Genomic DNA, 19,607 nt, shown 5'->3' on the forward strand with positions numbered 1-19,607 from the left:
CGGCCCACGTCAGCCCGGCGGCCTCGGTGCGCGTCAGCGCGGCCCGGCGGCCTCGGTGAGCAGGCCGAGGCGGTGGGCCAGGGCGGCGGCCTCCACCCGGTTGGTCACACCCAGCTTCGCGATGATCCGGGAGACATGGACGCTCGCCGTCTTCGGCGAGATGAACAGCCGCTCGGCGATCCGGCTGTTGCTGTGTCCCTCAGCGACCAGGCGCAGCACCTCCCGCTCCCGGGCGGTCAACAGGTCCGCTCCGGCCCCGCCCCCGGCGCGCAGGCCGACCCGCCGCGCCAGGGTGGCGGCCGCCTCGACCAGCGGGGTCGCGCCCAGCCGCCGGCCGATCTCGGTGGCCTCGGTGACCGCCGTCGCCGCCTCGTCGCGTTCCCCGGCCGCGGCCGTCGCCTCGCCGAACGCCAGCAGCGCCCTGCCCAACGGGTAGGGCTGCCCGTCGGCCCGCCACGCGTCGACCGCCGCACGCCACGCCGGCAGCGCCTGGTCGCCGACCGCGAGCAGCGCGGTGACCTGGGCGGCGTGCGCGCGGGCCGCCGGGTGCCGCGCCGGCAGGTCGGTGGCGAGCGCCGCCACCGCTGTGGCCAACTCCCGGTCACCCACCCGCGCCGCGGTACGCGCGGCGGCGCTGAGCACCGGCCAACCCTCCCGGGGCAGGCGCGGCAGGCTCTCGTCGGCCACCGCGACGCGGGCTGCGCGTACCGCCTCGACCTTGTCGTCCGCGGCCAGCGCCGCCTCGATCGCCAGCTCGTGCAGGGGCAGGCGGTGGTTCGGCCACAGGTACGGTCGGTTGAGGAAGGTGAGCGCCTTGTCGACCAGCTCGTCGGCGCCCGGGTGGGCGCGGGCCAGCCGCAGCCCGGCGCCCAACTGGATCCAGTGCAGACTGGTGACACCGGACAGGTCGATCCGAGCGGCCTCTCCGCAGACCGCCTCGGCCTCGTCCCACCGACCCAACGCGATGAGCGCCTCGGCCCGGTTGGAGAGCAGGTACGCCCCGGTGGAGCGGCTGATCCCCACCCGTCGCGCCTCGGCCACGCCGGCCTCGGCGGCCTCCGCGGACTCGGCGTAGCGGCCCAACTCGCAGAGCACGTCGGACTGGTACACCCGGGCGAGCACCAGGGCCGTGGAGTCCCCGGACTCGCGGACGACGGCCTCAGCCTGGCTCAGCTCGGCCAACCCCCGCTCCAGGTCCCGCTCGCCGTGGCAGAGCAGGGCGATCCGCGTGTGCAGCAGCGCCAGGTCCTCGCCGAGTGCCTTGCCGTCCACGGCGGCCTCGGCAGCCACCCGGGCCGCCTGTCCGGGGTCGATCTTGACCATGTGCGCGGCGATGTCGGCGAGCAGCCGAACCCGTGCCACGTCACGGGGGCCGCCGGCGGCCAGCCGGTACGCCTCATCCAGCTCCCGGCGGCCGTCACTCTTGCCGAGCAGGGCCATCAGCCGACCCCGCTGGTTGAGCAGGCGGGCGGCACGCAGCGGTGCGGCGTCGGTGTCCACCTCGGCCAGGCCGGCCCGGGTCAGCGTGATGGCCCGGCTGAAGTCGCCGGCCGTGACCGCCGCGGCCAGGGTCTGCTCCAGCAACGCCAGATGGTCCATGCCGAGCAGGTCGGCGGCGTCGGGCACCAGTTCCCACAGCTCCAGCGCCCGCTCCAGCAGTCGGCGCTGCTCGGCGTACGCGTAGCGGTCGGCGGCGGCGCACGCGGCGGCTCGTGCGGCGACGAGGGCGCGCGGATGGTCGTGCGCGGCGTACCAGTGGTGGGCGATCTCGGCCGGGGCCCGGCCGGCGGCGACCAGATGCGGCTGGGCCTCGATGGCGGCTGCGAAGCGGGCGTGCAGCCGGGCGTGCTCACCGGGCAACAACTCGTCGTGGACGGCCTCGCGGACCAGCGCGTGTCGGAACTCGTAGTCACCGTCCCGGTCGGCCACCACCAACTGGGCGGCGACGGCGGCGCGTAACGCGTCCTCCAGCTCGGTTTCGGGCAGCCCGGCGACCTCGGCGAGCAGGTCGTGGGCGAACCGGGTGCCGCCGGCGGCGGCGATCCGCAACACCCGCTGCGCCGGCTCCGGAAGCCGGTCCACCCGGGCCAGCAGCAGGTCACGCAGCGTCTCGGGCAGCGCCGCGCAGCCGATCGGGTCACCGGCGACGGCCAACTCCTCGATGAAGAATGGGTTGCCCTGGGTGCGGCCATGGACATCGTCGACGGCGCGGGCGGGCGGCTCGGCACCGAGCAGGTCGGCGAGGATCGCGGCGGTGCCGTCGCGGTCCAGGCGAGCCAGCTCGACCCGCTCCACACCCCGGGCCCGATCCAGCTCGGCGAGGAACGGGCGCAGCGGGTGCCCGCGCTGCAACTCGTCGGTGCGGTAGGTGCAGACCAGCAGCAGCCGGCCCGGCCTCGCCGCCCGGACGAGGAAACCGATGAGGTCGCGAGTGGAACGGTCGGCCCAGTGCAGGTCCTCGATGATCAGGACCAGCGGGCGAGCATCGGCCAGCCGCTGGAACAGCTCGGCGACCAGGTCGAACAGGTAGCCGCGCGGGGCGTCGCTGAGCAGGACCGCGCGGGGGGTGGTCAGCGCCGCAGAGGCGCGGCCCAGCTCCGGCAGGAGCGGAGCGAACTCCGCTTCGTAACCGGCGAAGACCTCGGGGCCGTCGGCGCGGAGCACCGACCGCAACGCGGCGGCGAACGGCGCGAACGGCAGACCCGCCTCGCCCAGCTCCAGGCACTGGCCGACGAGCACCCGCGCCGCCCCCTCGGTGGCCCAGCCCGCGAACTCCTCCAGCAGCCGGGTCTTACCCACCCCCGCCTCGCCGCCGACCAGCACAGCGGTCGGCTCCCCGGCCCGCGCCCGACCCAGCGCGTCCCGTAGTGCCACGGTCTCGCGGTGGCGCCCGACGAGGACGGAGCTGGCGGCGCGTACGGTCACGTGTTCGAGCATGCCATGGCGGCCCACCCCGCCGGCCCCGCCGATCGGCCGGAGGCCGGGCGGCGGGGTCGGATCGGGTCGAGCGGCCAGCCCGCCGGGCGCGGTAGCCGTGGCAGCGGCCACTACAGGCGCGGTGGACGTGGCGGCCACGCTGAGCGCGGTCACCGGCGGGCGTCGCCGGTGCGACCGGCCTGCCTGCGCCGGCCCAGCCACCCGCGGCTGACCGGACGGGACAGCGACCGGGCGAGCCGGTCCGCGGCAGCGTCGGCGCGCAGCTCGGCGGCGTGGGTACGGTGCAGGGTGAGCAGGAAATCTGCGTCGTTGCCGAACATGTCGGGCTCCTTCGTGGCGTCGTCGTCTTCTGCTGACGACTCTTCGCGCGAAGGCCCCACCCGGGCATGGGCACGGCGCCTCATCTTCCGCGCCCACACCCTCCTTACCCGGCCGCTCAGGGCGCTCACGGCGACGTAAGGTACTCAGCTGCCCCGGCACCCGGACGCGGATCAACCGGGCCGGCGGCGACCACTAGACTCTGCGGCATGGCAAAGCCCCAGGAGAAGGTCTCGTTCGGCCAGCGGCTGAAGCAGATCGGGATGGTGTTCCAGTTCACCGCCAAGCAGGACCGGTGGTTCGCGCCGTTGGTCGCCGCAGCGGTGCTGCTCCCGCTCGCGCTCACCGTGGTCGCGGTCATCCTCTGGGGCTGGATCTGGCTGCCGCTGGGCATCCTGTTCATCCTGCTCGCGGTGCTGATCGTGCTCAACCTTCGGTCCAACAAGGCGATGATGAACGCCGCCGAGGGGCAACCCGGCGCGGCGGCGCAGATCATGGAGAACATGCGCGGCGACTGGCGGGTCACCCCGGCGGTCAGCTCGACCACCCAGATGGACATGGTCCACCTGGTGATCGGCCGCCCGGGCGTGATCCTGCTGGCCGAGGGCAACCCGCAGCGGGTGCGCGGCCTGCTCGGCCAGGAGAAGCGGCGGCTGTCCAAGGTGATCGGCTCCGCTCCCCTGCACGACTACGTGATCGGGCAGGAGGAGGGCGAGCTGCCGATCCGCAAGCTGCGGACCACGCTGCTGCGCCTGCCCCGCGCCCTCTCCGGCAAGGACGTCAACTCGCTGGACAAGCGACTCAAGGCGCTCACCGCCCGGCCACAGATGCCCAAGGGCGCGATCCCGAAGAACATGCGGCCGCCGGGCGCCTTCCGCCAGTCGCGGGGCCGCTGACCCCCTTCGACGTACGCCGACAAGAGCCGGACCCGCACGGGCCCGGCTCTTTCGCGTCGGGGCGTCGAACGCGCCCCGCGCCCCGCGCCCCGCGGGCGGCTCGGGCTCGAGCAGCGCCAAGATCGTGCTCGAACCTGGATGTAGTGGTCTCCGGGTGCGTGAATGCCACTACATCAATGATCGAGCACGATCTTGGGATCGCTGAGGCGAACTCAGCCACCTTCGGGGGCGCAGAGGGTCGGGTCAGCCGCGGGGGGCGTCGACGATGACCGAGCCGGCGATCCGGTCGTGCAGACCGCGTCGGTGCTCGTCCATGATCAGCGCGGGGACGACAAGGGCCAGCAGGAGGCCACGGATCAGCCCCCGAAGCACGCCGATCCGGCCACCGTCGTTCCAGCTCACGCAGCGGATCTTGGTGATGAACATGCCCGGAGTCTGGGCGAACAGGCCGAGGAAGATGCCGTACACCAGGACCAACACCAGCACCGGGGCCCAGCCGTCGCGTACCGGGTCGGCGAAGAAGTTGGACACCAGCAGGCAGAGCACCCAGTCGATGATCAGCGCCCCGAACCGCCGACCGAGGCTCGGCGCGGTGAAGCTGGGGTCGGTGGCCGGCGCTGCCGGGAGGTGCGGATTGGTCACAGCGGTCAAGGGTATCCGCGCCGGGATGAGGGCTTGCCGGGTGCCGCCGCCACTGCGTGCCGATTCAGGCCAAAGCGATCAGATGTCATTACACTGGCACAGTCGGTACGGCGTCCCTGGCGGGCCGGAGGCGTGGACGGGGCGCCACTGACGCTCCGCGAGGGACGTAACACGGCAGAAACAACGGAGACACGGCCGGGCAACCCCCCGGCCCTAGCGTCGCCAGAAGCCTAGCCACCCCGTGGACGTGCCAGGAGGATGTGTGTTCGCCAATCCCGAGGAACTGCTGCGATACCTCAAGAACGAGGACGTGAAGTTCGTCGACGTTCGTTTCTGTGACCTGCCCGGCGTGATGCAGCACTTCAACCTGCCGGTCGAGTCCGTCAACGACGACCTCTTCACCGACGGCCTCGCGTTCGACGGTTCGTCGATCCGCGGTTTCCAGGCGATCCACGAGTCGGACATGCTCCTGCTCCCGGATGTCGCCACCGCGTTCATCGACCCGTTCCGCGCGCAGAAGACGCTCGCGCTCAACTTCTTCATCCACGACCCGTTCACCCGCGAGGCCTACAGCCGCGACCCGCGCAACGTGGCGAAGAAGGCCGAGGCGTACCTGGCGGCGAGCGGCATCGCCGACACCGCCTACTTCGGCGCCGAGGCGGAGTTCTACATCTTCGACTCGATCCGCCACGAGACCTCGGCGCACCAGTCGTTCTACTACATCGACTCGATCGAGGGCGCCTGGAACACCGGCCGCGAAGAGCCGGGCGGCAACCGCGGTTACAAGACCGCGTACAAGGGCGGCTACTTCCCCGTCCCGCCGGTCGACCACTACGCCGACCTGCGTGACTCGATCGTGCGCCGCCTGGTCGACACCGGCTTCAACGTGGAGCGCTCGCACCACGAGGTGGGCACCGCCGGCCAGTCCGAGATCAACTACCGGTTCTCCACCCTGCTGCACGCCGGTGACCAGCTCCAGCTCTTCAAGTACATCGTGAAGAACGAGGCCTGGGCCAACGGCAAGACCGCGACGTTCATGCCCAAGCCGCTGTTCGGCGACAACGGCTCCGGCATGCACACCCACCAGAGCCTCTGGCTCAACGGTGAGCCGCTGTTCTACGACGAGACCGGCTACGCCGGCCTGTCCGACATGGCCCGCTGGTACATCGGCGGTCTGCTGCACCACGCGCCGTCGCTGCTGGCCTTCACCAACCCGACGATCAACTCGTACCGTCGCCTGGTGCCGGGCTATGAGGCGCCGGTCAACCTGGTCTACTCGCAGCGCAACCGCTCCGCCTGCACCCGCATCCCGGTGACCGGCAGCAACGCCAAGGCCAAGCGCGTCGAGTTCCGCGTCCCGGACCCGTCGGCCAACGTCTACCTGGCCTTCTCGGCCATGATGATGGCCGGCCTGGACGGCATCAAGAGCAAGATGGAGCCGCCGACCCCGATCGACAAGGACCTCTACGACCTCCCGCCGGAGGAGTGGGGCGACGTCAAGCAGGTGCCGGGCTCGCTGTCGGCAGTGCTCGACTCGCTGGAGGCCGACCACGACTACCTGCTCGACGGCGGCGTCTTCACCCCCGACCTGATCTCCACCTGGGTCGACTGGAAGCGCGCCAACGAGGTCGACCCGGTGCGTCTGCGCCCGACCCCGCACGAGTTCGCCATGTACTACGACTGCTGAGCAGTCGCTCGAAACACCGGCCGGGCCGGCTCCGCTCACCGCGGAGCCGGCCCGGCTCGCTGTGCGCCACCCCCGGCATACCTTCGCGTCCGATATATTGCTCCAGTGGACACACCTCTACGCGAACCGACCTTCCTGATCCTGACCGCGCTGGCCGCCCAGCCGATGCACGGATACGGGCTGATCGGTGAGGTCGCCGCCCTCTCCGACAACCGCGTGTCGCTACGCCCCGGGACGCTCTACGGAGCGCTCGACCGGCTGGTCGACGCCGGCCTCGTCGAGGTCGACCGGGAGGAGGTGGTGGACGGCAGACTGCGCCGCTACTACCGCCTCTCCCCCGCTGGTGAGACCACGTTGAGCACCGAGACCGAGCGGCTGCGCCGCAACGTCGAAGCCGCCACCGCCCGGCTGTCCAAGCGGACTCGCGCCGCCCTCCCGACCACCCCACGCACGGCCGGAGGCTTGGCATGAACGACCTGGAACGCCGCTACTTCCGGCTGCTGCGCGCGTACCCCGCCGACTACCGGCGCGCCCGCGGCGCCGAAATCGTCGGCACCTACCTCGACCTGGCCGCCCTTGACCAACGCTGGCCGGCACCGGCGGACGCCGCGGACCTGGTGCGCGGCGGCCTCCGCCAGCGGCTGCGGGCCGCGGGCGTCACCGACCTGATCCCGGGGGTACGCCTCGCGGCGCTGCTGGCCCTGGTCACCGCCAGCACCCTGGCCGGTGTCTGGGGTACGGCAGAGCTGCACCCGCCGCCCGCCGAGTGGGGCGTCCCCCACGTCGGCCCGTTCGTCTCGCTCGGTGTCGTCACGTGGGCGGCATGGCTGCTGGCGGCGGTGGTGATCGCCGTCGCGCCGAGCCGGGTCGCCCGGCGGGCCATCACCTTCGCGCTGGTGCTCACGATCGCGCTGCCACCGGTGGCCGCGGCGCTCGACACACTCCGACCGCCGCTGATGGTGCTGCTGCCGCAGGTGGTCCTGGGCCTGCTGGGGCTCGCCCTGCCCGATCGACCCTCCCGGGCGATCCGCCTCGCGCCGGCGCTGTCCGCACTGTTGGCGGTGCTGGCGACGCAGTTCCTCGTGGGCTTGGACCCGACCTTCATGTACTACGGCGACACCATGGAAGTCTTCCTGCCCACCGTCGGCGGACTGTTGCTGGTCGTCGGGGCACTGTTGGCCATGGGGCTGGCACTGGGCGGGGACACCCGCGGCGGCTGGGCGCTCGTCACACTGCTCACTCCCGCCGGTTTCCTGGCGGTGCCCGGCCTGGCTGACAACTTCGGCGCGGCACAGGGCGCCGTCACCTTCGCGGAGCTGGCGGTGACCGCCGTCGCCGTCGCGTTCGCCGGTCCCGCCGTACTGTTCCTGACCGTCCTGCTCCGCTCCCGCCGGGCCTCCACCCCCCAGCCCTCAACCCAACCCTGCCCCACCTGCGGCGCGCGAGCCTAACCCCCACCCCCACCCCCACCCCCACCCCCACCCCCAACCCCAACCCCGGCCCGACCCCGCCCCGCCCCGCCCCGCACGACGCTGACGATCATGAGGTTGGCGAGGCGTTCCGTCCGAATTGCCCCCGGCCAACCTCATGATCAACGGCGGCAACGGCGGCAGCGGCGGCGCGTGCGGGCGGTGCGGAGGGTGCGGATGAGCACGGTCAGGAGCAGGGCGGTCATCGCCAGGGCACCGGGTGCCTTGGTGACGCGGGCCAGGTTGGTGCCGTCGGGCAGGGCGAGGAAGGCTGCCGCAGCGGTGGGCAGCACGAACCACGTCGTGCGGGCGGCGGTGAGCGCGAGCAGCGCCAGCGGCCAGGTCGCGTACCAGGGGTGAAAGACCGGGGACAGGACGACGGTGGCGACCAGTGCCAACGCCGCGCCGTGCAGCGCCACCCGGGACCGCACCACCGGAGCACACCCCACCTCAGGGCGCGCGTCGTTCAGTCCGCGCAGGGTCTGCCAGGCCCGCCACCAGAGCACCAGCAGCACCCCGACGAGCAGCAGCAGCGCGACCGCTCGGACCACCGGCACCGCCTGCGGGTCCCGGCCGACCAGCGCGCCGGCGTAGTCGACCACGAAGCCCACGGCGGTGGGTGGCGACGTCCACTGCTCCGAGTCGCCACTGTGGGTCAGCCCGCCCACCCAGCCGAAGCCGAGGCCGGACACCGCGGAGGTGACCAGCAGCGCGGCGACCAGCCCACCGGCCAGCCATCCAGCGTGGCGCAGCAGCGCCCGAACGGTGGGCTGGTCGGGCATCCCGGCCAGCACCGCGAACGGCACCACCACCACGGCGCTGGCCTTCACCGTGACCGCCAGTCCGAGCAGCGCCCCGGCCAGCAGCAGTGCCGCCGGCCGACCTGGTCGCCGGACCACTACCAGCAGTCCACACAGCAGCAGGCCCAGCATCACGGCGTCGTTGTGCGCGCCGGCCACCAGGTGTACGCCGACCAACGGACCGGCCAGCGCCAACCAGACCGCCCGCCGGGCCGGCACCCCGGCCGCCCGGGCCAGAGCGGGCAGGCAGAGCGCGGCCAGCAACAGCCCCGCCACGGCGATCACGCGCAGCGCCACGATGGTCCCGGTGAGCCCGCCGCCGAGGCCGACGGCGAGGGCCGCGAGCAGGACGAAGACCGGGCCGTACGGTGCCGGGGTGTCCCGCCAGATCGGTGCCACGGTGTCCAGCCAGGGGCAGCCCGCCGCCTCCACCCCCACTGTGTACGGGTCGACGCCGTGCGCGTACGTCCAGCCCTGGCAGGCGTACGAGTAGACGTCCCGGCTGCCCAACGGTGGCGCGAGCAGCAGCGGTAGCGCCCACAGCCCGGCGGTGACGTAAGCCCAACGGGTCGACGGCGCACCGTCGCGCAGTGACCACCACGCCCCGACCAGCAGCACGGTGCCGATCAGCCAGCAGGTCAGCGTCGCCGGGCCGTCCGGGGTCCGCCAGATCGACGCGGGTGTCACGCCCAGCGGGGCGTCGGGCAGTGCCCCGCCGAGGTATCCGGCCACGGCGAGCAGGACCGCCCCGACCAGGCCGGCGTACCGGGAGAGAGAGGCACCGGGAGCGGTCACCGGCGCACCTTCCCTCAGTCGGCGGCGACCGGCTGACGGGCCGCCCGAGCCGACCGTACCAACCGGATGACCAGCACGATCACCAACAGCGTCATCAGCGGCGCCCCGACCGTCTTGGTGTACCGGGGCAGCCCGGTGCCGTCGGGCAGCACCAGGAAGGACGCGACCAGTGCGACCACTGTGAACCATCTGGTCCGCTGGGCGGTGGCCGCGAGCACGAACAGCGGCCAGGTCCAGTACCAGGGGTGCACGACGGGGGCGAGCGCGACGGTGAGGGCGAGCGCGAGGCCGGCGTGGTACAGCGGGTCGCGGGTGCGGGCCCGCCACCAGAGCCAGACGAGTAGCACCGCCAGGAGGACCACGGCGATTCCGCGAGTGACCGGAAGCGCGTCGATGTGACCACCGAACAGCGCCGCGACGTAACCGACAGTCTGTCCCACGGCGGTCGACGGGGACGTCCAGGCGATGGCGGCGCCACCCTGGGACAGCCCGCCGATCCAACCGAAGTCCAGCCCACCGACGACTGTCACGCCGACCACTGTGGCGACGGTGCCGCCGACCACCCAGCCGCCGTCGCGGATCAGCGTGCGGATCCGGTACGGCCCGGCGGTGGCGGCCAGCGCGGCGAACGGCACCACCACCACGGCGGTCACCTTGATCGCCACCGCGATCCCGAGGAGGAGCCCGCCGACCAGCAGCATTCCGCGCCGGCCCGGGTGCGCCGCCACCACGGCCAGCCCACCGACCAACGCGGCGAGCATCAGCACGTCGTTGTGCGGGCCACCGATCAGGTGCGCGGCGACCAGCGGGGAACCCAGCGCCAGCCACACCGCCCGCTTCGCCGGCACACCGGCCCGACGTGCCAGCGCCGGCAGGGCCCACGCGGTGAGGACGACGCCGACCAGCGACAGCGCTCGGAACAGCACGATGCTGGCGGTCAGCGACCCGGTGGCCTTCACCACGGCGCCCGCGACGAGCACGAACAGCGGCCCGTACGGCGCCGGGGTGTCGCGCCAGATGACCGAGACGGTGTCCAGCCAGGGGCAGGGCAGCGCGGAGACACCCTGCTCGTACGGGCTGAGGCCGCCGACGAAGCTGGCGCCCTGGCAGGCGTACGCGTACACGTCCCGGCTGCCGAAAGGCGGTGCGATCAGCAACGGCAGCAGCCAGAGCCCGACGGTGACCAGGGCCCAGCGCGTCGAGGGTCCCCCGTCACGTAGCGCCCACCAGGCGTACGCCATCAGGCCGGTGCCGACCAGCCAGGCGGCGAGGATCAGCGGGCCGTTGGGTTCCTGCCAGATGCTGACCGGGGTGCTGCGCAGGGGGCCGCCGGGAAACGCGCCGCCGAGGAAGGCGGACAGCGCGAGCAGCATCGAGCCGGCCAGGCCGGTCCAGCGCGCGAGGTGGGAGGGCACGCCGGACATGCTGCCAGCCCGTCGGTGGGAGGCCGACGGCAGGCACGGTCAGCAGTGGCGCGTCGGTGCCAGCCCACTGGAGATCGAGTAGTCGCCGGCGGCGCGGATGCGCACCTCGGTCCACCCGTCCGGGCCCGGTCGCAGACATCCGTCCGGGCCGCTCAGTGTGAGCCAGCGCGACCAGCGCACCCGGACCGGCACGTCCCCGGGCGGGGCGGTCAGCCGGACCGCGCCGCGGTCGGCGGTGACGAGTCGACCCGGGGCACCCACCAGCGGGGTCGGATCGACCACGGCGTACATCCGCCAGGTCGGGTCACGCCAGACCTCCCGCAGGTACGGCAGGCCGGCACGGATCAGCGCGGCCTCGTCGCGGCCCCACCGGTCGGCGGGTGCGTCCGGGGCGAGCACCACGTAGCTCACCGCCTCGTGCCGTAGCCACTTCTCGTACGTCTGCGCGCTCAGGCTTCCGTCGTAGAACAGCGCGTTGCGGTCGCTGTCGACCTGGCGTTCCCAACCCCGGGCCAGTGGCACGGTCGGCGGCAGGTACGCGGACTCCCAGTGGTCGCGCAGCGGCACCACCTCGACCCGCCCGGCAGGCTGCCGCCTGTCGAGTTCGGCGACGAGCGGTTGGTAGAAACTTTCGGCGCTCTCCGGGGCGCCGGCCCGGGTCACGTCGCTGATCATCACCGGCGACTGCCACCACACGGTCGCGGCGAGCAAACCGGCCAGCCACGGCCCCGGCAGGGCGGCGTACCCGGCCAGCACGGGCAGGGCGAACAGCATCGGCAGTCGCAGCGCGTTGGAACCGATCGGGCTGGGCACGTAGTACGCCCCGATCAGCAGCAGCACGGTGAGCGCCGCGCCGATGCGCAGCACCCGACGGCGACGCGGCAGCACGACCGCCACCAGCACCGCGAGCGCGACGTTGATGCGCATCGACTCGGCCGAGTACGGCTGGGTGCCTCCGTTGCCGAAGAGGAACGCCATCGGGGCGAGCGTGACGGCGGGCGCCACGGCCAGGACGAACCCCTCGACCAGTGGTCGGTCGGCCCGCCAGCCTCCGGGCAGCGGGCGGCCCGGCCCGTCACCGGTGCGCAGGGCGCTGAGCAGCAGCGCCGCGCCGGCCAGCCCGGTGAACAGGCCGGCGACCGGGCTGGCCGCCGTCGCCAGGGCGGCGCAGACGGCGGCGAGCGTCAGCCGAAGCCAGCGGGGTGGGCGTTCCGCGCTGACCGCGCAGAGCGCCAGCAGCCCGAACGCCAGCCCGACCGCGAAGGTGATCCGACCGCTGGCCAGGTTGCCGACCAGCACCACCGCGCCGAGGACACCGGCCAGCAGCGGTCGGCGGGCCCGGTTGCGGGTGAACAGCCAACCCAGCGCGCCCGCGCCGACCACGGCGGCGACCGCCCCCAGCGGACGCACCCCGATCAGCGCGCCCAACCTGGCCGTGAAGAGGCTGTAGCCGTACTGGTTGACGCCGCCGTACCAGCCGAAATCGACCGGCGCGGCCCCGTACCGCTCGGTGAACCCGGCACGCGCCACCTGGGCGGCGAGGTCGGTGCCCATCGGTGGAGCGAGGAGGAACGCTACGGCGAGCAGCACCGCCACCCCGGTCGCCGCCGCCCAGCCCGCGATACTCCGCCCGGTCGGGGGCGGAGACGCGTCAGGCATCGAGGACCCGTTCGGCAGCCGCGCGGGAGCGGCGGCCGGTGCGCAGGTACTCGTCGAGGAACTCCCCCGGGTCGTCGCGGCCGAGCAGCCGGGCCACCCCGGCCAACTCCACCCCGTGCCGGGGCAGTTGGTCGCCGGCCCGACCCCGGACCAGCATCAACGCGTTGCGGACCTGCGCAGCCAGGGCCCACCCGGCGGCCATCTCCGCGGCGTCCGCCGGGTCGATCAGGCCGGCCCGCTCGGCCGCCGCGAGGGCATCGAGGGTACGCGTGCCGCGCAGCTCCGGGATCGCGCCGGCGTGCCGGAGCTGGACGAGTTGCACAGCCCACTCCACGTCGGCGAGCCCACCGCGGCCCAACTTGGTGTGGGTGGCCGGGTCGGCGCCACGAGGCAGCCGTTCGGTCTCCACCCGGGCCTTGATCCGCCGGATCTCGACGACCTGCTCGCGGGTCAGCCCGTCGGCCGGGTAGCGCACCGGCTCGATCATCGCCTCGAACTCGGCGCCCAGGTCGGCGTCGCCGCAGACGAACCGGGCGCGCAGCAGTGCCTGCGCCTCCCACACCCGCGACCAGCGGGCGTAGTACGCGGCGTACGCGGCGAGGCTGCGGACCAGCGGGCCCTGGCGGCCCTCCGGGCGCAGGTCGGCGTCGACGCCCAGCGGCGGGTCGGGGGCGGGTACGCCGAGCAGCCGGCGCAGCTCCTCGGCGACGGCGTGCGCAGCCGCGCTGGCGGCGCTCTCGCTGGTGCCCGGGGGCGGGTCGTAGACGAAGAACACGTCGGCGTCGGAGAGGTAGTTCGACTCGTACCCGCCGAGCCGGCCCATGCCGATCACCGCGAACCGCAGCCCCGCCGGTGCCGGCTGGCTGGCCTGAGCGGCCCGCAGCGCGGCGGTCAGGGTGGCGTCGGTGACGTCGGCGAGCGCCGTACCCACCTCGGTGATGTCGGACAGTTTGCGGGCGGGCCGGTTCGCGCCGTCCGCCCGGGTGGGGCTGGGCGCGAGCGCGCCGGCCCGGCAGAGCACGTCGGCGCAGGCCACCCGGACCAGTTCGCGACGTCGCAGCGCGCGCACCGCGCTGGTGGCCTCGACCGGGTCGGTGTGCCGGGCCGCCGCCGCCAGGAACCCCTCCCGCAGCACCTCGGGCGCGCGTGGCGCCAGCTCGTTCTCCTCGGCCAGCAGCCGCAGCGCCTCGGGGTCGCGGGCGAGCAGGTCGGCGACGTACCGGGACAGTGCGAGGACCCGGGCCAGCCGACGGGCGACCGGGCCGCCGTCGCGCAGCAGCCGCAGATACCAGGGGGTGCTGCCCAGCTTGTCGGAGACCTTGCGGTAGTTGAGCAGCCCCCGGTCCGGCTCGGGCGCGTCGGCGAACTCGCTGAGCAGCACCGGCAGCAGTGTGCGCTGGATGGCCGCCGTACGGCTCACCCCGCCGGTGAGCGCCTGGAGGTGGCGCAACGCCCCGGCCGGGTCGGCGAAGCCGAGGATCTCCAGGCGGTTCCTGGCCGCCTCCGGGGTGAGCCGCAACCCGTCGGCCGGCACCCGGGCCACCGACTCCAGCAGCGGCCGGTAGAGCAGTTTGGCGTGCAGTCGGCGTACCTCGGTGGCGTGGGTGACCCACTCGGCCCGGAAGCTCTCCACGGCGCTGCGCCCCTGCGCGGCAGTGAAACCCAGCGCGGCGGCGAGCCAGCGCAGCGCGCCCGGCTCGGCGGGCACCGTGTGCGTACGGCGCAGGCCCTGGAGTTGCAGCCGGTGCTCGACGCTGCGCAGGAAGCGGTAGCCGCGCAGCAGGGCCTCGCCGTCGGCCCGACCGACGTAGCCGCCGGCGACGAGCGCGCGCAACGCCGGGATGGTGCCGGGCGGACGCAGCGTCTCGTCGCCGCGACCGTGCACGAGTTGCAGCAACTGGACGGCGAACTCGATGTCGCGCAGCCCGCCCGGACCGCGCTTGATCTCGCGCTCCAGCTCCTTCGGCGGGATGTGGTCGATGATCCGGCGGCGCATGGCGCGGACGTCCTCGACCGCCTCGGGTCGCTCGGCCGCCCGCCAGACCAGCGGCGCGAGCTGGTCGATCCACTCCTGGGCCAGCGGCAGGTCCCCGGCGGCCGGGCGGGCCTTGAGCAGCGCCTGGAACTCCCAGGTGCGCGCCCACCGTCGGTAGTAGGCCAGGTGGCTGGCGAGGGTCCGCACCAGCGGGCCGCGGCTGCCCTCGGGGCGCAGCGCGGCGTCCACCGGCCAGGCGACCAGCCCGCAGATGGAGATCAGTTGGGTCGCCACCTGGGTCGCGGCGGGCAGGTCGGCATCCTCGGCGGCCACGAAGATGACGTCCACGTCGGAGACGTAGTTCAGTTCGCCGCCGCCGCACTTGCCCATCGCCACGACCGCCAGTCGGGGCCGCTCGGTCCCCTCCGCCAGCTCCGCGACCGCGATCTCGTACGCCGCGGACAGCGTCGCGTCAGCCAGCGCGGAGAGCGCGGCCATGGTCTGCTCCAGGCCGCGACCGCCGGTCAGGTCGGCCGCCGCGATCCGCAACAACGCCAGGCGGTACGCGGTCCGCAGCGCCGCCACCGGGTTGGTGCCGTCGGCCGGCTCCAGCCGCCCCTCAGCGATCGGAGCGAGCCCGTCCGCCGCGGTCCGCAGCGCCCGGTAGTGCTCGGGGTGGGCCACCAGGTGGTCGCCGAGCGCCGCCGACGCGCCGAGCACCGCGATCAGCCGCCGCCGCAGCCCGGGATCGGCGTGCACGTCCGCGAGCAGCGGCGATTCGGCGCCGCCTGCGGTGGTACGGCCCTCGGCCTCCACGATGCGGTGCAGTTGGCGCAGCGCCAGGTCCGGGTCGGCGGCCCGGGACAGCGCGGAGAGCAGCTCCGCTGCGGCCTCGTCGACCGGTTCCTGCTCGACCGGCCGCCACAGTCGCAGTCCTTCCGGGCCGAGCAGGTCCGCGGCGCGCGCGCCACCATCGCCTTCGGCGGTGCCGAAGCCGTACCGGGCCAGTCGGCCCGACGCCCTGGTCGGCCGGCTCATCAGTGCCCGAGCAGCGGCAGGCCGCGCCGAATCGTGCTGTCGTCCAACTCGCCGAGGGCCAGCGCGGCGAACCGCGCGGCGAACGGCTGCCAGACCTCCTCGACGTCGGCCAGCACCGAGGCGCAGGCCGCGACGACCAGCTCCGGGTCGTAGCCCAGCTCGGCGAGTTGGACCGAGTCGGCGGCCCAGTCGGCGATCATCGCGGCGTCGCACTCGATGTGGAACTGCAACCCCCACGCCCGGTCACCGAGGCGGAACGCCTGATGCGGGTAGCGGGTGGAGGCGGCCAGCAGGGTAGCGCCCCGAGGCAGCTCGGTGATCTCGTCGGCGTGCCACTGGAGCACGTCCGGGATCAACGGCACGTACCGGAACAACGGGTCGTTCTCGGCGGCGTCGCGCCGCCCGACCACGCCGGGGCCGATCTCCGGCCCGGACGGGCTGCGCTCCACCAACCCGGCGTGTGCGGTGGCGAGCAGCTGCGCGCCCAGGCAGACCGCGAGGGTCGGCACCCGGTACCGGACCGCCTTGCGCAGCAGGCCCTCCACGGCGGGAAACCAGGGCGCGCCGGGCGAGCCGTCCGGCAACGGGTACGCCTGTTGGTCGCCGCCGAGCACCACCAGCGCCGCGTACCCCTCCAGGTCGGCGGGGAGTTCGTCGCCGGCGTGCGGACGCACCACCCACAGCTCCAGCCCAGCCTCGGTCAGCCACTCACCCAGCCGGCGCGCGTCGTCCGTCGGGTCGTTCTCGATCACCAGCGCGGTTGCCACCCGTCGAGGCTAGCCGGTACGCCGCACGGCATCACGCCCCGGCACGGGCCACGCGGCCGGGTGGCGTTCCCGCCTCGGCCGGGTCGTTAGGCTCTGCGGTTGTGATCAGCGAGGACACCGCCGCCGTACGCCCGCCCGTGCTGCGCCCGGGTGACACGGTGCTGCTGGTGTCGCCGTCCGGGCCGACCTCGCCGGAGCGGGTGGCCAGGGGCATGGAACTGCTCACCGGCTGGGGCCTGCGCCCGGTGCCGGCACCGAACGCGTACGCGCGCCACGGCTATCTCGCCGGCACCGACGACCTGCGTGCCGCCGACCTGAACGCGGCCTTCGCCGACCCTGACGTACGCGGGGTGATCTGCACCCGCGGCGGCTACGGGGCCCAGCGGATCGTGGACGCCATCGACATGGCCGCCGTCCGCCGCGACCCGAAGGTGGTGGCCGGTTTCTCGGACATCACCGCGTTGCAGTTCGCACTGTGGCGGGGCGCCCGCCTGGCCGGGGTGCACGGCCCCGGTGCGGCCTGGCGCGACGAGCGGACGCCGCTGCGCTCCGCCGAATCCCTGCACGCGGCGCTGATGACCACCGAACCGGTGTCGATCACCGCAGTGCCCACCGAGGAGACCTTCGGCGTACGCGTCCCGGGTCGCGCCACCGGCACCCTGCTCGGCGGCAACCTGTGCATGATCGCCGCGTCGATCGGCACGCCCGACCTGCCCGACCTGACCGGTGCGGTGCTGTTGATCGAGGACGTGCAGGAACCCCCGTACAAGGTCGACCGGATGCTCACCCACCTGCGCCGGGCCGGCGCGCTGGACGGCCTGGCCGGGGTGGCGGTCGGGCAGTTCACCGACTGCGGCGACGGGTGGGACACCACAATCGTCGACGTACTCACCGAACGCCTCGGCGACCTGGGCGTACCGGTCCTCGGCGGCCTTCCCATCGGCCACGGTCCCAACCAACTCACAGTCCCCGTCGGCACCGAGGCAACCCTCGACACCACCACAGCCACCCTCACCGCAACCCCCGCAGTCCACTAACCCCGCCCTCGGCGCTCCCCCTCGCCCGGCGCTCCTCCCTCCCCCGCCCCCGCCCGGGTGATCAAGAGATTTGCGTCATGTTCGGGGCGGATCCTGACGCAAATCTCTTGATCACCGGGGTTGGGTCAGAGGGGTAGGTGGGCTACTGCTCCGATTTCCAGGGCGGCCCAGATGCCGGTGGGGGTGCGGGTGATGCCGTGCGGTTCGGCGTTGGGGGTGGGCAGGGCGTAGCCCTCGAACCGTCCGGTGGGATCGAGGTGACCGATCCGGTTGGCACCCCACTCGGTGAACCACACGCCGCCATCCGGGTCGCCCACTATCGCGTGCGGGCGGGCCGCCCGGTCCGGCAGCGGAAACTCGACGATCTCGCCGTCCGGGTCGAGGCGACCGAGCTGACCGGCGCCGATCTCCACGAACCAGATGACGCCGTCGAGACCCACGGTGATGCCGACCGGGCCCGCCTTCACTGTGGGCAGCGGATGCAGCGTCACCCTGCCGTCGAGATCGATCCGGCCGATCGCGTTCGCCTGGTGGAGGGTGAACCAGAGAGCCTGGTCCGCTCCCGCAGCGATCATCGAGGCGAACCCGCCGGTCACCGGCAACGGGAATGCGGTGTGGCTGCCGTCGGTCCCCACCCGGCCGATGGTGTCGGAGGTCATCCCGGCGTACCAGAGCGCACCATCAGGCCCAGCCGCGATGCCACCCGGCGCGGTGCCGGCGGGCAGGGCGATGGTGCGCTGCTCACCGTCGACGGTGATCCGACCGATCCGGTCGTCCCCTGAGCGGGTGAACCAGAGCGCCCCGTCCGGCCCTGCCGTGATGATCAACGGACGACCGCCGGCCGGATCCAGCGGGTAGGTCCGGACCGCGCCGTCGGGCGACAACCGGGCGATGCCACCGGCATGGGCCAACGTCAGCCACAACGCGCCGTCCGGGCCAGGCGTGATGCCGTACGGCCCGGCGTCCGGCTCGACAAGTGGAATCTCCCGAATTTCGACGGTCATGCCGCAGTGTCCTTTCCGTCGGTGGATCGTCCACCCTGACCGCTCGGCCAGCGACCACACAACCGATTTCGCCCACCGCCGCCCGGGATTATCAGCTCGCTGACAGGGTCGCCACGGCTTCCGCCCAGACGGCCCGGTCACTGTCAGTGATGACAGCGCAGGATGACCGAACCTCTGGAGGACAGCATGTCCCGCACCATCCGCAGGAAGCACCTGCTGGCCGGCCTGGCCACCGCCGGCGTCCTCGGCGTCGGGATCGCGGCCCCGACGATCGCGTTCGCCGCCGACACCCCCACGCCGACACCGAGCGCCAGCACCGCCCCGGCTCCCGACGCGGCGCCAGGCGCGAAGGCCGACCGGCAGGGCGCGTTCGCCGAGGAGCTCGCCAAGGAGCTTGGCGTGCCCACCGACAAGGTGACCGCCGCACTGGAGAAGATCCGCGAACAGCACCGGCCGGCCGACCGACCGCAGCGCCCGTCCGCCGAGGACCGTCAGGCCGCGATCAAGCAGCGCCTGGACCAGGCGGTCAAGGACGGCAAGCTCACCCAGGAGCAGGCCGACGCCATCACCAAGGCCGTCGAGGCCGGCGTCTTCCCCGGCCCCGGCGGCCACCGCGGCATGGGCGGCCACCACGGCGCTGGTACGCCCGGCAAGTAGGCCGAAGAGCCCGGCCCCGGCAGGCATCAGCACGCCGGGGCCGGGCTCGCTACGCCACGGGCAGGCCGGGGCCGGGCTCGGTACGCCACTGGCAGGCCGGTCTGGCCCCGGGCCGGCCGGTCGTGCCCGGTCCGACCTGCCGTGCCCGGTCCGACCCGCCGTGCCCGGACCGACCTGCCGGGCCCGGTCCGACCCGCCGTGCCCGGTCCGACCCGCCGTGCCCGGTCCGACCCGCCGTGCCCGGACCGACCTGCCGTGCCCGGACCGACCCGCCACCCTGTCGCCCGGTCCGACCCGGGCCGCCTGTCGCGCCCGGTCCGACCGTCCGTGCCGAGGCTGGATCGGGCCCGTCGCAGCTTGATCCACTCGGTTTCCGTGATGTCGCGGTGTCCCGCGCGCTCGGACACCCCGACATCATGAAATCCGAGTCGATCACGCGCGCGGGTGCCGCCAGGCTTGCCGGGCCATCGCCCCCGCTCAGGGTGACGGCCTCAGAGCCAAG

The 19,607-nt window shown here is 73.6% G+C and carries 15 protein-coding genes; 6 read left to right on the top strand and 9 right to left on the bottom strand.

The window, feature by feature from the left end:
- Positions 1-33: 33 nt before the first annotated feature.
- Both AB0B68_RS12495 and AB0B68_RS12500 read right to left on the bottom strand, forming a co-directional pair.
- A complete protein-coding gene (locus AB0B68_RS12495) occupies positions 34-2,925 on the bottom strand; it encodes an AAA family ATPase (RefSeq protein WP_357259726.1) in 2,892 nt (963 codons plus the stop codon).
- A 161-nt stretch (positions 2,926-3,086) separates the two neighbouring features.
- Positions 3,087-3,257 carry a hypothetical protein gene (locus AB0B68_RS12500; RefSeq protein WP_167362519.1) on the bottom strand — a complete coding sequence of 57 codons (171 nt, stop codon included), beginning with the start codon at positions 3,255-3,257 and terminating at the stop codon, positions 3,087-3,089.
- Positions 3,258-3,464: 207 nt separating this feature from the next.
- On the opposite strand from AB0B68_RS12500, the gene AB0B68_RS12505 reads away from it, so the two are divergent.
- Positions 3,465-4,151, top strand: a complete 687-nt coding sequence (locus AB0B68_RS12505; protein WP_145779624.1) for a DUF4191 domain-containing protein — start codon at positions 3,465-3,467, stop codon at positions 4,149-4,151.
- A gap of 243 nt (positions 4,152-4,394) precedes the next feature.
- On the opposite strand, the gene AB0B68_RS12510 is transcribed toward AB0B68_RS12505, so the two are convergent.
- Positions 4,395-4,793, bottom strand: a complete 399-nt coding sequence (locus AB0B68_RS12510; protein WP_357203682.1) for an RDD family protein — start codon at positions 4,791-4,793, stop codon at positions 4,395-4,397.
- A 262-nt stretch (positions 4,794-5,055) separates the two neighbouring features.
- Between AB0B68_RS12510 and glnA the strand changes: the two genes are divergently transcribed.
- From glnA to AB0B68_RS12525, 3 genes are all read left to right on the top strand, one after another.
- Positions 5,056-6,480, top strand: coding sequence for a type I glutamate--ammonia ligase (glnA, locus tag AB0B68_RS12515; protein ID WP_355007781.1), 1,425 nt, complete (start codon positions 5,056-5,058; stop codon positions 6,478-6,480).
- A 105-nt stretch (positions 6,481-6,585) separates the two neighbouring features.
- Positions 6,586-6,951 carry a helix-turn-helix transcriptional regulator gene (locus AB0B68_RS12520; RefSeq protein WP_357206601.1) on the top strand — a complete coding sequence of 122 codons (366 nt, stop codon included), beginning with the start codon at positions 6,586-6,588 and terminating at the stop codon, positions 6,949-6,951.
- A complete protein-coding gene (locus tag AB0B68_RS12525) occupies positions 6,948-7,931 on the top strand; it encodes a hypothetical protein (RefSeq protein WP_357259729.1) in 984 nt (327 codons plus the stop codon). Before AB0B68_RS12520 ends, AB0B68_RS12525 begins: the two co-directional genes overlap by 4 nt.
- 140 nt (positions 7,932-8,071) lie before the next feature.
- On the opposite strand, the gene mptB (AB0B68_RS12530) is transcribed toward AB0B68_RS12525, so the two are convergent.
- The 5 genes from mptB (AB0B68_RS12530) to AB0B68_RS12550 are packed head-to-tail and all read right to left on the bottom strand — an operon-like array spanning position 8,072 to position 16,407.
- On the bottom strand, positions 8,072-9,544 hold the full coding sequence (gene mptB / locus AB0B68_RS12530; protein ID WP_357259732.1) for a polyprenol phosphomannose-dependent alpha 1,6 mannosyltransferase MptB: 1,473 nt from the start codon (positions 9,542-9,544) through the stop codon (positions 8,072-8,074).
- Positions 9,545-9,558: 14 nt separating this feature from the next.
- Entirely contained in the window at positions 9,559-10,959 is a 1,401-nt protein-coding gene (gene mptB, locus AB0B68_RS12535) for a polyprenol phosphomannose-dependent alpha 1,6 mannosyltransferase MptB (RefSeq protein ID WP_357259736.1), read from the bottom strand.
- Between the two features lie 48 nt (positions 10,960-11,007).
- Positions 11,008-12,627, bottom strand: a complete 1,620-nt coding sequence (locus tag AB0B68_RS12540) for a hypothetical protein (protein WP_357259739.1) — start codon at positions 12,625-12,627, stop codon at positions 11,008-11,010.
- Positions 12,620-15,640 (bottom strand): bifunctional [glutamine synthetase] adenylyltransferase/[glutamine synthetase]-adenylyl-L-tyrosine phosphorylase, encoded by a 3,021-nt coding sequence (locus AB0B68_RS12545; RefSeq protein WP_357259742.1) that lies wholly within the window; start codon positions 15,638-15,640, stop codon positions 12,620-12,622. The genes AB0B68_RS12540 and AB0B68_RS12545 overlap by 8 nt, the downstream gene beginning before the upstream one ends.
- Positions 15,640-16,407 carry a type 1 glutamine amidotransferase gene (locus AB0B68_RS12550; RefSeq protein WP_357259745.1) on the bottom strand — a complete coding sequence of 256 codons (768 nt, stop codon included), beginning with the start codon at positions 16,405-16,407 and terminating at the stop codon, positions 15,640-15,642. The genes AB0B68_RS12545 and AB0B68_RS12550 overlap by 1 nt, the downstream gene beginning before the upstream one ends.
- 101 nt (positions 16,408-16,508) lie before the next feature.
- Between AB0B68_RS12550 and AB0B68_RS12555 the strand changes: the two genes are divergently transcribed.
- Entirely contained in the window at positions 16,509-17,444 is a 936-nt protein-coding gene (locus AB0B68_RS12555) for an LD-carboxypeptidase (RefSeq protein ID WP_357259749.1), read from the top strand.
- Between the two features lie 125 nt (positions 17,445-17,569).
- On the opposite strand, the gene AB0B68_RS12560 is transcribed toward AB0B68_RS12555, so the two are convergent.
- On the bottom strand, positions 17,570-18,448 hold the full coding sequence (locus AB0B68_RS12560) for a virginiamycin B lyase (protein WP_357259752.1): 879 nt from the start codon (positions 18,446-18,448) through the stop codon (positions 17,570-17,572).
- A 186-nt stretch (positions 18,449-18,634) separates the two neighbouring features.
- On the opposite strand from AB0B68_RS12560, the gene AB0B68_RS12565 reads away from it, so the two are divergent.
- A complete protein-coding gene (locus AB0B68_RS12565; RefSeq protein WP_357259795.1) occupies positions 18,635-19,105 on the top strand; it encodes a hypothetical protein in 471 nt (156 codons plus the stop codon).
- Positions 19,106-19,607 lie beyond the last annotated feature (502 nt).

This window comes from Micromonospora sp. NPDC049049, assembly GCF_040649115.1.
Taxonomy (GTDB): Bacteria; Actinomycetota; Actinomycetes; order Mycobacteriales; family Micromonosporaceae; genus Micromonospora.